Raw genomic sequence first — 12,456 nt, 5'->3', positions numbered from 1 at the left:
AAAAAGAAAGTTCCAAAACCCGAACGGCAAAAAGACAAACCTCATGTCTCCACTGCTCGATTGCTGAGTGAATCGAAATCTAAAAAAGATAAAAAAGCACCTTGAAAGGGCTGGGGCCTATAACCCCTAAAAAATTCCTTAAATTTAACCTCAGTTCGGGATAAGCTGAAGTGCTCATTTTGGCGTGCGCAAAGCGCACGCCAAAATGAGCGTTTTCGAGTGCCGCGCGTCGCGCGGCACTCGAAAACGCCCTTAACCCGAACTCAGGTTAAATTTAATGTTTAAGTGTAAGGCTACCCCACACTTAAACATTGACAGACCTCTAGAATCCATCGACAGAATGGTGTGAACTAAGACAGTCCTATCCTTCCTGCTCCCTTAGTCTGGGAGGATGTTGGTATTGAGACGTTGTGAACAGAGCGCCCCTCAAGCCAGTTCAGGACTAGAGGAACCCGATGAACGGTAAAATCGAAGTCCACGTTTTCTATCGCCACAGTAAGTTGAGTGCAATGTATGGTGAGTCTGACGCCGAATCCTAGCTATAGTGTGACCGTCCGAGTGCAGCTTTCAAATCAGGTGGGAACGCTAGGCAGCCTGACCCAGGCCATTGGTATGGCCGGAGGAAATATCGGCCAGATTGACCTGGTTGAGCAAAACCGCAAAACCCTGGTGCGCGATATTGTTGTAGATGCCGCCAGCACAGACCAGGCTGAGGCTATTGTGGCGGTCATCAAGGACGTGCCCAATGTGAAGGTGCTCAGCGTCTCCGATCGCACTTTCGATCTGCATCGGGGTGGCAAAATCCGTGTGGAATCTAAAATTCCCCTGCGCCATCAAGACGACCTGGCCATGGCCTATACCCCAGGAGTGGGGCGCATTTGTAAGGCGATCGCCGAAGATCCCACCCAGGTTCATCGTCTAACCATGAAAAGTAACTCCGTTGCCATCGTGACGGATGGTAGTGCCGTGCTGGGGTTAGGTAACCTGGGGCCAGAAGCAGCCCTGCCGGTGATGGAAGGAAAAGCTATGCTATTCCGGGAATTCGCCGGAATCGATGCATTTCCTCTCTGTTTGGCAACCCAAGATCCCGACGCCATTGTCGAAACTGTCAAGAACGTGGCTCCCATCTTTGGTGGCGTGAACCTGGAAGATATTGGTGCGCCCCGGTGCTTCGATATTGAGCGACGGCTGCAGCAAGAACTGAACATTCCCATCTTCCATGACGACCAACATGGCACTGCCATTGTTACCCTCGCCGCTCTGTTTAATGCACTGCGACTGGTGAAAAAGTCCATGTCTGACGTCAAAATTGTGATTAACGGTGCGGGTGCTGCTGGAGTAGCGATCGCCCGCCTCCTCCGTAAGGCTGGAGCCAACAACATCCTCATGTGTGATTCCAAAGGTATTCTGAGCAACGCTCGGGAGAACCTGACTGCCGAGAAGAAAGAGTTTGCGGTGGATGACAATGGCAATCTGGCTCATGCCATGGAAGGTGCAGATGTGTTTCTGGGTGTGAGTGCTCCCGGTGTAGTCACACCCGAGATGGTGCGCTCCATGGAAGGAAACCCCATTGTCTTTGCCATGGCCAACCCAATCCCCGAAATTCAGCCGGAACTGGTGACGGATGATGTCGCGGTGATGGCGACGGGCCGCAGCGACTATCCCAACCAGATCAACAACGTACTGGCCTTCCCTGGGGTTTTCCGAGGAGCCCTCGACTGCCGTGCGGCCACAATGACCACCAGCATGTACCTGGAAGCGGCCAATGCGATCGCCTCCCTGATTAAATCAACGGAGCTCGACCGCGAACACATCATTCCTTCGGTGTTTGATACTCGCGTTGTCACCGCTGTTTCCTCTGCGGTTCAATTTGCGGCCCGCCAGGATGGTGTTGCTGAGAGTTAGACTCAGGCCTTTAGTGTTACTGCCGACAGCGGAGGTTCCGCATGCAGCAAAATACCTGACGGTGAAAAAGCCAGGCTTCCAGTGTTTTTAAAGACACTGGAAGCCCACCATCCTCTGATAAACGTGACGGAGTATCAATGGGGTCAGGCAATTCGTAGAGGATGCGCTATTTGGCGGTCGTGCTTCAAATGCGTAGTTGGTTATTGTAAGAAAGGTGCTGAGCGCCCCCTTTCATAGCCATCAACCACACGTCTGGAACAGCACCGATTTCGTCGATTGGATCGATGCGTTTGCTTCTGAGACGCATTTCTCCCTGAAAACACGTAAAACTACGGTTACTTCATAAAATCTACATATCAAAAAAAAGTCTAAGGAAGGCTAGAGAGCCTTTCAGTTCGCTGTTTCACTCGCGTCAAGCTGAAACAACGAATTTTCTCAACGACAAAGAAAGTATTTTGCCTTGGTCAAACATTAGCGCTTTTGAACCAGGCTGACTAAAATCGCAGCAAAACTTGAGTTTAGAGTTATGTCTAATCGACCCATCTATCTTGATTACAACTCCACAACACCCGTGGATGATCGCGTACTGGATGCCATGATTCCCTTCTTCCGCGAGCATTTTGGGAACGCCGCCAGCAAAACTCATATGTACGGATGGGAAGCGGAAGCCGCCGTTAAACAAAGCCGTGAGCTACTGGCCGAGGCCCTTCACGCTGAACCTGAGGAAATCATCTTCACCAGCGGCGCAACAGAATCTAACAACCTGGCTATCAAAGGCGTTGCGGAATCTTATCTGGATAAGGGACGACATATCATCACCGTCGCCACCGAACATGATGCCGTGCTGGATACCTGCAAGTATCTAGAAACCCTGGGGTTTGAAATCACCCGAATGCCGGTTCAGAGTGATGGCTTACTGGATCTGGCAAGCCTGGAAAATGCGATTCGAGCGGATACCATTCTGGTTTCGGTCATGGCAGCCAATAACGAGATTGGCGTGTTGCAACCGTTGGCTGCCATTGGCGAAATTTGTCGCCACCACGGAGTGCTGTTCCATACGGATGCGGCTCAGGCGATCGGCAAAGTTCCCCTCGATGTCCAGGCTATGAACATCGACCTGATGTCCCTGACGGCCCACAAAATCTATGGTCCTAAAGGCATTGGCGCACTCTATGTGCGGCGGCGCGATCCCCGTGTACAGGTGGCAGCTCAGCTCCACGGTGGCGGTCATGAGCGAGGGATGCGATCGGGTACGCTCTATGTACCGCAGATTGTTGGTCTTGCCAAAGCTGTGGAACTGGGGTTAGCCGAGCGGGAAACCGAGTTTGCGCGGTTGGTGGGATTGCGCAACCTCCTTCTCCAACATATTCAAGAATGCGGCGGGATTTATCTGAACGGGCACCTCACTCAACGGCTTCCGGGCAACCTCAACATCAGTGTTGCTGGCGTAGATGGCAAAGCGCTTCTCCTGGGTCTTCAGCCTTACATGGCGGTTTCTGCTGGATCCGCCTGTAGCTCTGCGAAAAGCAAACCGTCCCATGTGCTTAGTGCGATCGGACGGAGTCATGATCTCGCCTACGCATCTCTACGTTTCGGGCTGGGCCGCTTCACTACCCCTGAGCATATTGTCCAAGCGGGCACCCTTGTTACACAAACGATCAACGCGTTGCGTGGAGTTGATCAACGGAAAGTGTCTTGATGAGATGCAATGGCTAAAACAGAGCTGCGAGACGCTAATGTCTCGCAGCTCTGTTTTAGCCATTTTGTAAATGTTGTGTGGGAGTGCGATCGCCCTCAACCACCCTCTGTCCCAATACGCTTTGCCATAAAAATATCGGGCTTGCCAAAACCATTGGCGTCGGGAATCACTCCCACAATTGCAAACCCCATCTTCTGGTAAAACTCGAAGGGATGCCCCTTCACATTTTGAATCGATGCCAAATGATTCAAAGGGTCTGGATACAAATCAATTCCGGCTAACGACGTAAACCCTGCCTCATCATCAGTACCAACATAAAGGTTACGCCCTCCCCGCTGCTGAACTAGAATCTCTAAATCCTGGACTAACCGCCGTCCTACCCCCTGCCGTTGATGCGATTTTGCGACGACCAGAGGATGCAACTCCCACGTATGACCGTTATATTGCGGTGCCGAGCCAATCCAGCCGACTACGGCACCGCTCTCCAAAGCAATGCGGCTGATGCGATCGGGGTAGAGCGAGTCCTGCACCTCCTGTAGGCCATCTTCAAAAGTCGGCCAGGCATCTGGAGCCATCTCCCGAAATTCTTCCACCAAAAGTTGCGCCGTTTGCCGCAGGTAAGCACTCTGGGTTGGGAGCAAATCCACAATCTCGATTCCACCACCATTCATAATCAAGCCCCCTCATTTAAGTTCTAAAAGAACCGTGCCATTGATATAAACCCAATGGTTTTACAGCATTTTCCAACCTGTGAGGTACGAGAGATGTATGGGACTTCGCTACACCCATCTCTCGTACCTCGCAGGTCGGGCGGGTCTTATATCAACAGCACGATTCTTTTAATCCACATAAACAACCTGCCCCCAGCTTAGTGCCAGAGACAGGTTGACCGAAAAAATCCTATGGATGATTTAAGGGGTTGGGCGATCGCCCAGAGCAAAACGGCTTACGTCCCTTCTGCCCTCTGCCTTTAGTCTTCCATGTGAATGCCACACTCAGTTTTGTCCATACCGCGCCAGCGTCCAGCACGCTCGTCTTCGCCTTCTGCAACAGGGGTGGTCAAAGGCTCATCACCAATGCTGGGGTAACCCTGGTCGTGCAGAGGGTTGTAGATTACACCGTGCTCCTGAACGTAAGCCCAGGTTTCCTTACGAGTCCAGGTCGCGATGGGGTTGATCTTCAGGCGCTGATCGTTGTCGAATTCAAAGATCTCCAGGCGGGTGCGGGTTAGAGCCTGATCGCGGCGACGGCCAGTAATCCAAGCGCCAGCTTGCAGTTCGCTCAAACCACGGAACAGGGGTTCAATTTTGGTAATCCGGTGGAATTCGCGTACATCGCTTTCCCACAGGGCGGGGCCATACTTGGCTTCGAATTCTTCTCGGTTGTTCAGCTCGGGCATTTTGTAAACCCGGAGATCTAGATTGTAGGCTTCTTTTACCTTGGCAACAGTTTCCAGGGTTTGGGAGAAGTGATAGAGGGTATCCAGGAAGATAACGGGCACAGGCTTGCTGGGAGCCAACTGCTTGTAGAGAATGTGTGAGATGACGATGTCATCTACATTGAAAGCACTTGCCTGTACGATTTGGGTGGGAAGATTTTCCAGAGCCCAAGCCAGAATTTCTTGGGGATGGGCTGTCTCAAATTTCTCGTTGAGTACAGTCAGGTTCAAATCCTGAACACGGGTGGCAGATTGAGAGATGACCATATCTTTAGAATTTCTTCGTTTCGGTAAATCAATAATATCGTGAAAAGGCACATATTCCTATCGGGATACGAGATTTCTTGATTGAATCCTTACCTAAATCGCTAGAACCCTTTACTAAAGGGAGTTCTCAAAAAGAGTAAAAAACCGATCGCTTGGTGTGCTTTGATCCAGTTGGTAGTAGTAAAGCGCTCATCGTCCCCCACTACCGCCTGAATTAACGCGTAGAAATTATGAAGTTAATCCTTTACAGCAAGCCCGGATGTCATCTGTGCAAGGGGCTTCAGGAAAAACTGGAGCAGGTTCAAAGTATCCCTATCGAACTGGAGGTTCGCGATATCACCACCAACGAGGTGTGGTATGACGCTTACCAGTTCGAAATCCCTGTCTTGTTCCGGGGTGGGGTGAATCCCACACAACTTCCGCGCCTTTCTCCGAGGGCTTCGGTGGCTCAGGTGGAGAAAATGCTACAGCAGTATGAGAACGAGTGATCGATTGTGCTCGTCTAATCGATCACTCGGTTACGACTCAAAGACCTCTTGTGTGAAACATTGCGCAGCTACCCACACAATGTTTCACACAGGAGGTCTTTTGATTTTGTAGATGGGTTGCAAAGACCTGGATTGGAGGCGTGTCGCCCTAGAAACCTCCCATCTGGGGAACGGCCGCCTATCCCACAGGGCTTCTCGGCCAAGGTGCTCCCTGTAGGATGTGTTAGGCCGCTTCGCATCTGTGGGGCTTAGACCAGATTTAGGCCGGTTCGTTTAACCTGCGTTTAGAGCTGGATTTTAGGCACTGAAGTACTTCGCTACGGGGTGGTAAGCGATGATTGCCGTTGTTGATTGCTCGGGGTAAAGCTGCTCGCTTTCGTCCATGTGAAGGCCAATGCGATCGCCCCCCAATAAATCCAACTGCACATACTGATCCTGGATATTGGGGCAGGCGGGGTAGCCGAAGCTATAGCGCGATCCCTGGTAGCGCTGAGCCAGGATATCGCGAATGTTTTCGGGGTCTTGATCTCCAAAACCCAGTTCGCGGCGGATACGCGCGTGTGTCCATTCCGCTAAGGCTTCGGCCATCTGCACCGCAAGGCCGTGGAAGTAGAGATAGTCGGTGTACTGGTTAGCCCCAAAGAGTTTTTGGGCGTACTCTGTGGCAATCTCGCCCACGGTGACCGCTTGCATGGGGAAAACGTCGAAACGGGTGGCTCCTTCTTTTTCTGCAAAGAAGTCGGCGATACAAAGGCGGCGGAGCGATCGCTGCCGAGGAAATTCAAACATCGCTACCGGGCTAGGTAAGGACGTTGCATTTAACGTCCCTACCCCGTCGGGATCGTAAATGTGTAAAGAATTTCCTTCAGCGAGACAGGGGAAGTAGCCATAAACCACCTGGGGATGCAGCAGGTTCTCCGCCACAACCCGTTGTTTCCATTCCTCCAGCACAGGATAGACCTTCTCCGCCAGGAATGCGTCATACTCTTCGCGGGATTGCTCCTTTGGCTTGCGGAACTGCCACTGGCCCGCGACGAGTGCTTGTAGATCCAGATGCCAGAACAATTCCTCCATGGGAATGTCTTCGGGATTGAGGATTTTGGTGCCCCAGAAGGGGGGGGTGGGTCGAGCAATATCGAGGGCAACCGCTTCTGAACGGCGAGTGTCGATCACAACGGGTTCGGCTGGCTCCTTAGAAGCAGCCTTTTCCACTTCAGCGGTATCCATTACCTTGCCATTCGCCTGGGGCTCTTCGTCTAAAAAGCCCTTCAAGTCATCCCAGTTACCTGCGGTTTTGGCAGGCATCAGCTTGTCCATGAAGTTCAGGTCGGAGAAAGCATCTTTGCCGTAAATCACCCGGCCTTTGTAGGTATTCTGGCAGTCCTCGTAGACAAATTTTGGCGTTAGAGCCGCGCCACCCAGGATGACGGGAACGGTGATGCCCCGCTCGTTGAACACGGCCAGGTTTTCCTTCATGAAGGCGGTGGATTTTACCAGCAGGCCGCTCATGGCGATACAGTCGGCTTTGTGCTCGTTGTAGGCATCAATGATGTTGTCCACGGGCTGTTTAATGCCCAGGTTGATCACCCTGTAGCCGTTATTGGTCAGAATGATGTCCACCAGGTTTTTGCCGATGTCATGCACATCGCCCTTTACCGTCGCGATCAGGAAGGTGCCCTTGGTGCTGTTGGAATCCTCCTTGTCCATAAAGGGCTCCAGGTAAGCCACGGCTGCCTTCATGGTTTCAGCAGATTGCAATACGAAGGGAAGTTGCATCTGGCCGGAGCCGAACAGGTCACCTACCACCTTCATACCGTCCAGCAGAAAGGTGTTGATGATGTCGAGGGGTTTGTAGGATTCGAGGGCGATCGCCAATGCCGCTTCCAACCCGATTCGCTCCCCATCAATAATGTGGCGCTTCAGCCGTTCCTCAATCGGCAAGGTATCCAGGGAATCCTTCTGGCGGGTTTCCTTGGCCGAAACCCCTTCAAATAGATGGGTCAGTTCACCCAGGGGGTCATAGGTGCAGACATCGCCATCAAACTCCCGCAGGTCATAGATCAGCTTGCGGCACACTTCTTGATGGGCCGGGTCAATTTTCGCCAGGGGCAGAATCTTGGCCGCACTGACGATCGCCCCATCCATACCCACTGCCGTCGCTTCATGCAGGAACATGGAGTTCAGCACAATCCGCGCCGCTGGGCTCAGACCAAAGGAGATATTGGAAACCCCCAGGATGATGTGGACCCCCGGCAGGTTCTCGCGGATCATCCGAATCGATTCAATAGTCGCCTTACCGTTGGCCCGATCCTCCTCAATCCCGGTGGAGATGGGGAGGGCGAGGGGGTCGTAGAAAATTTCGTGGGGGGGGATGCCGAATTCGAGAGCGTCGCGGTAGGCCCGTTGAGCGATCGCAAACTTTCTCTCCGCCGTCCGAGCCATCCCATCCTCATCGATGGTACCAACGACGATCCCGGCACCGTATTCCTTCGCCAGTTCCAGCACCTTAAAGAAACGCTCGTCACCATCCTCGTAGTTGGTGGAGTTGAGGATGCACTTGCCGCCCGCTACCTTAAGGCCCGCTTCCATCTTTTGCCACTCGGTGGAGTCGAGCATCAGCGGCAGGGTGGCATTGGTAACGAGGCGGGACACTAGTTCCTTCATGTCCTTCTCGCCGTCGCGGCCCACATAGTCCACGTTGACGTCGAGGATGTGAGCCCCTTCTTTGACTTGCGATCGCGCTACCGAAACCAATCCATCCCAGTCCTCAGCATTCAGCAATTCCCGCACCTTCTTAGAACCACTGGCATTTAGCCGTTCACCAATAATCAGGAAGGAGTTGTCTTGCTCATAGGGTTGTGCCGAGTAGATAGAGGCCGCTGAGGGCACATAGCTCAGGGCTGGACGGGGATCATGGGGGTCAGCCTGGCCGTTCAGCTCCCATCGGGGCACACGGACAGGCCGCTCCTTGGGCTTCAGTTGAGTAGAAGCCTCCGCCAACTGCTGGATATGGTCGAAGCGGGTACCGCAGCAACCGCCAATTACCTGCACCCCCAGATCTTCCACGAAGTGATGGAGAGCCATCCGCAGCTCCATGGGTGTCAGCTTGTAGTGGGCGTGCCCCCCGACGTTCTCAGGAATCCCAGCATTGGGGATACAGGAAATGACGAAGGGAGAATTTTGGGAGAGGTAACGAATGTGATCGGCCATCCGGTCGGGACCCGTGGCGCAGTTCAGACCCAAGATGTCGATGGGGTAGGGTTCCAGAATCGACAGCATGGCCGAGACATCGGAGCCGACCAGCATGGTGCCCTGAATTTCCATGGTGACGGAAACCATCAGGGGAAGGCGATCGCCCTTCTTCGCGAACACCTCTTCAATACCGTTCAACGCCGCCTTAATTTGCAGTACGTCCTGACAGGTTTCCACAATCAGCAGATCGACGCCACCGTCATACAACCCCTCCACCTGCTCTGCGAAGGAGGCCTTCATGGTGTCAAAGTCGATATGGCCCAGGGTGGGCAACTTCGTCGTCGGGCCAATAGAACCTGCCGCAAAGCGAGGTTTTTCGGGCGTGGAAAACTCAGCAGTGCAGCGCTTCGCCAACTCCGCCGCCAGTTTATTCATTTCATAGGTATGGCCTTCCAGGCCATATTCTGCCAAAACGATAGAGGTGGCCCCAAAGGTATCCGTCTCAATTACATCGGCCCCAGCCTCCAGGAACCCCCGGTGAACATTCGCCACCGCCTGGGGTTTGGTCATCACCAGGTACTCATTGCAGCCTTCGTACTCTGGCCCCCCAAAGTCCTCTGCCGTCAGGTTTTGGGTTTGCAGATTTGTGCCCATCCCGCCGTCAAACACGATAACCGGGCGATCGGGACTGTAAAGGCGCTTAAGAAACAAGCTTTCCATATGGATTTCTGAGTGAAGGAGCAGACAGCAGCAGGCGATACATCTACATTACCAACCGCTCATTATTCTAGAGGATGTTTCCTACCCAGAAATTCCCTGAGATTTGTCCAATTGCTTCTAGAATGAGGTTGTCCAAGCCTTCGCTCCAACGCTCCCAAGTCTGGGGGATTGCTGTATGACCGGCCAAAAAATTCTCATTGTTGATGATAGTAAGACGATCCGGATGCAAGTGCGCGATCTTCTCCCCAAGGGCAATTTTGAGATATTGGAAGCGCGGGACGGGGTCGAAGGGCTGGATGTGATCAGCCGCGAAATGCCCAGTCTCGTTCTGTTAGATTTTTTCATGCCCCGGATGAATGGCTGGGAAGTCGTGCAGCATATTCAGGCCGATCCCAAGCTGAAAGCCATTCCGGTGGTGATGATGTCGGGGCGGCGGGAAGACGTGGAGAAAACCGCCCCCGAACTCTTCAACTACTTTGAGTTCGTCGGTAAACCTTTTGAACCCGCCCATTTGTTCCGCGCTATCAAAGCCGCTACGGTGAAGGCGAAGGAGCGGCAGGATATGAAAACCCTGGCTCCCTTGGCCCCTCAAAAAGTGGAGGCAGTGGTGATTGAGGCGATCGCCTCCCCATCCACAGAACCCACACCCGCCGGAAAGGATGAGTTGCGTTCCCTCAAAGCCGAAGTCCAACAACTCCGCATCCAAAACGTCAAACTTCAGCAAGAGATGGAATCTCTTAGAAAGCAAATGATGCAGGTGGTTAGCTACATCCGCCAAAAAGTGAAATAGCCTGAGCAAGTTTTGCACCCAAACATCCGATTTTGCAGCCACGTTGTGACTGCAAAATCGGATGTTTGGGTTTGGCAGGGAGAGAGCGCCGCTCCCCACTCCCCTGATGCTAAGACTGTTGCACAGTGTAGAAACAACTGCTGTACTCCGTCCGGTTACGCAAACTCCAGCTACCTGTGAAGGGGGTGATGGAGGTATCACTGGAAGATGAGATCACCACGCTGTAATCCCCCGGTTTGAGGGTATAAACTCCTACCGGCCCAAGTTTTGGGCAACCGTCAGGGATTGACGCCTCCAGAAAAGCCTGACAATTCGTACAGGCTTCCAGGGTTTCAATCCGGCCTTCTGGCCCAGAGAACACGATTTTCATCGGCTCAGGGGAATCGTTTTGGATGACAACGACAGTGCTGCCAGCAGGCGCACGACCACTGCGACCGGGTTGAGGAATGTTACCCGCTCCTGCCGCCTCAGCCTGGGCCACCATAGCTTTTGCCAAACCAGCCTCAATCTGCGGCAACAACTCATGTTTGGGGTAGTTCTGTTCCACCAGTTGGTAGCTGGCGATCGCTTTCCCATACTCTTGCTTAGACAGGTAGTGTTCCCCACAGGCATAGCCTAAGGCAGGGGTCATATCAGGAGATTGGGGCACTAATTGGTGGGCACGCAGGCCGTTCAGGCGATCGCACACCCCCGTTGTAGCCAAGGCGTCTGGTTTAATCGCCTCCACCTTTTCAACGCTGTGTTGGCGAATTACATCGACATGGATGCTGTTGGGGTAGGCCGTGAGGTAATCATGAGTCACCACTAAACTAGCAGGGGCGTCGCTGCCGGCCTGAGCTGCGATCACTTGGGTCAGCAGATTGCACTCATCTTTCATGGCAATGGCAGGGTTAACGGGATTCAGAAAACCACCTGCCTCAATGACACGATCTAGATAGGGAATAGCCGCTGCACAGTCCTGTGCCTGAAAAGCAACCTCTGCTTTATTAAAACGCGAATAGCTGAGGTAACTATTGAAGGCCATGTTGCCAAATAAGACGACTAATCCTAACTCCACAACCCGGCGAAAAATGGATTTGGATTTGGATGGCTGAGGCTTGGAGGGATACAGTTCAGAGGTCATGATAATGAATCCTTACAGGTTGAAGTACAAAGGGATGTAGATAAACGAGGCAAAACAGCTCAGAAGGAGCTATTTAAATAGGAATAGGAGGGATTTATTAGGGGAAGCTATAACAGAGACCGACGTAATTTTTGAGATACTTAAGCAATCCCAATAGCTATAAATTCCTTATTGAAAAAAGGTTAGAAACAGAGCTAGATTTGGGCTAACAGGGTTACTGGTGACCCGATTACCACTCCCATCACGGAGATAACCACTACTATCAATTTGAGCCACAATACTGCCATCGCTATTGCGAATATAGCCACTACTATCGAGCTGCCCAATAATGGCATCATCGGCACTGCGAACATAACCAACGGAGTCAATGCGCCCAACGATACTACCGTAGGCATCTCGTACATAGCCACTGCTATCAATTTGACCCATGATGGTGCCGTAATCCCGGACATACCCGCTTTCATCAATGGCAATATCCTTCGTAGCCGTTACAGGCATTGCTTGAGTTGCGGGCCATTTCAATGCCCAAGGTGAAAACCAAGTCCCAACATTTAGAAGAATGACAACTGAGTAGAGTAATGGCGATCGCCTCATTAAACTAATCTCCTACAGATAATAGAAATTGAACTAAAAATTCAAAACTTAAGACGTTACTTTCTATAAGCTCAGCACAGAAGAAAATAGGTCTTGATCACTTAACAACAATAACGATTACTCAAAAACACAGTTCTCATAAGAAATTAGACTGAACTTGCGGAGCTAATTCAGCACTTGACAGAGAAACAATCGCTCACGTGTACGGGAAAGTTTAGGAATTTAGCTATTCAAAACAAT

Annotated in this window: 9 protein-coding genes; 4 read left to right on the top strand and 5 right to left on the bottom strand. The window is 52.1% G+C overall.

Annotated features, from left to right (window positions below):
• Window positions 1–513: 513 nt before the first annotated feature.
• Together H6F91_RS05640 and H6F91_RS05635 are read left to right on the top strand one after the other, a co-directional pair.
• On the top strand, window positions 514–1,905 hold the full coding sequence (locus H6F91_RS05640) for a malic enzyme-like NAD(P)-binding protein (protein WP_190769958.1): 1,392 nt from the start codon (window positions 514–516) through the stop codon (window positions 1,903–1,905).
• 526 nt (window positions 1,906–2,431) lie between these two features.
• Window positions 2,432–3,604: an aminotransferase class V-fold PLP-dependent enzyme gene (locus tag H6F91_RS05635; protein ID WP_190769957.1), complete on the top strand. Its 1,173-nt coding sequence runs from the start codon at window positions 2,432–2,434 to the stop codon at window positions 3,602–3,604.
• Between the two features lie 95 nt (window positions 3,605–3,699).
• Here the strand turns inward: H6F91_RS05635 and H6F91_RS05630 are convergent, their stop codons facing one another.
• Both H6F91_RS05630 and cysH read right to left on the bottom strand, forming a co-directional pair.
• Complete coding sequence (locus tag H6F91_RS05630; RefSeq protein WP_190769956.1) at window positions 3,700–4,275, bottom strand: GNAT family N-acetyltransferase; 576 nt, start codon at window positions 4,273–4,275, stop codon at window positions 3,700–3,702.
• A gap of 299 nt (window positions 4,276–4,574) precedes the next feature.
• Entirely contained in the window at window positions 4,575–5,309 is a 735-nt protein-coding gene (gene cysH / locus H6F91_RS05625; RefSeq protein ID WP_190769955.1) for a phosphoadenosine phosphosulfate reductase, read from the bottom strand.
• 230 nt (window positions 5,310–5,539) lie between these two features.
• Here cysH and H6F91_RS05620 point away from each other — a divergent pair, with 230 nt between their 5' ends.
• Window positions 5,540–5,797 carry a glutaredoxin family protein gene (locus H6F91_RS05620; protein WP_190789251.1) on the top strand — a complete coding sequence of 86 codons (258 nt, stop codon included), beginning with the start codon at window positions 5,540–5,542 and terminating at the stop codon, window positions 5,795–5,797.
• Window positions 5,798–6,094: 297 nt separating this feature from the next.
• Here the strand turns inward: H6F91_RS05620 and metH are convergent, their stop codons facing one another.
• A complete protein-coding gene (gene metH, locus H6F91_RS05615) occupies window positions 6,095–9,709 on the bottom strand; it encodes a methionine synthase (RefSeq protein WP_190769953.1) in 3,615 nt (1,204 codons plus the stop codon).
• A gap of 175 nt (window positions 9,710–9,884) precedes the next feature.
• Here metH and H6F91_RS05610 point away from each other — a divergent pair, with 175 nt between their 5' ends.
• The gene (locus tag H6F91_RS05610) at window positions 9,885–10,499 is read left to right on the top strand and encodes a response regulator (RefSeq protein WP_190769952.1); all 615 of its coding nucleotides are present in this window, start codon (window positions 9,885–9,887) and stop codon (window positions 10,497–10,499) included.
• Window positions 10,500–10,608: 109 nt separating this feature from the next.
• Here the strand turns inward: H6F91_RS05610 and H6F91_RS05605 are convergent, their stop codons facing one another.
• A complete protein-coding gene (locus tag H6F91_RS05605; RefSeq protein ID WP_190769951.1) occupies window positions 10,609–11,622 on the bottom strand; it encodes a hypothetical protein in 1,014 nt (337 codons plus the stop codon).
• Window positions 11,623–11,790: 168 nt separating this feature from the next.
• Window positions 11,791–12,120: a hypothetical protein gene (locus H6F91_RS05600; protein WP_190769950.1), complete on the bottom strand. Its 330-nt coding sequence runs from the start codon at window positions 12,118–12,120 to the stop codon at window positions 11,791–11,793.
• Window positions 12,121–12,456: the final 336 nt, after the last annotated feature.

It is taken from the genome of Leptolyngbya sp. FACHB-8 (genome assembly GCF_014695575.1).
Lineage (GTDB): Bacteria > Cyanobacteriota > Cyanobacteriia > Elainellales > Elainellaceae > Vacuolonema.
The sequence above is the reverse complement of the archived record's forward strand: the minus strand, read 5'-3'. Positions and strand labels throughout refer to the sequence as shown.

Excerpts from the sequence above, each read along its gene's own strand:
- H6F91_RS05600 (WP_190769950.1), bottom strand. The coding sequence starts at position 12,120 with ATGCCTGTAACGGCTACGAAGGATATTGCCATTGATGAAAGCGGGTAT.
- H6F91_RS05635 (WP_190769957.1), top strand. The coding sequence starts at position 2,432 with ATGTCTAATCGACCCATCTATCTTGATTACAACTCCACAACACCCGTG.
- cysH (WP_190769955.1), bottom strand. The coding sequence starts at position 5,309 with ATGGTCATCTCTCAATCTGCCACCCGTGTTCAGGATTTGAACCTGACT.
- H6F91_RS05610 (WP_190769952.1), top strand. The coding sequence starts at position 9,885 with ATGACCGGCCAAAAAATTCTCATTGTTGATGATAGTAAGACGATCCGG.
- H6F91_RS05605 (WP_190769951.1), bottom strand. The coding sequence starts at position 11,622 with ATGACCTCTGAACTGTATCCCTCCAAGCCTCAGCCATCCAAATCCAAA.
- H6F91_RS05630 (WP_190769956.1), bottom strand. The coding sequence starts at position 4,275 with ATGAATGGTGGTGGAATCGAGATTGTGGATTTGCTCCCAACCCAGAGT.
- metH (WP_190769953.1), bottom strand. The coding sequence starts at position 9,709 with ATGGAAAGCTTGTTTCTTAAGCGCCTTTACAGTCCCGATCGCCCGGTT.
- H6F91_RS05640 (WP_190769958.1), top strand. The coding sequence starts at position 514 with ATGGTGAGTCTGACGCCGAATCCTAGCTATAGTGTGACCGTCCGAGTG.
- H6F91_RS05620 (WP_190789251.1), top strand. The coding sequence starts at position 5,540 with ATGAAGTTAATCCTTTACAGCAAGCCCGGATGTCATCTGTGCAAGGGG.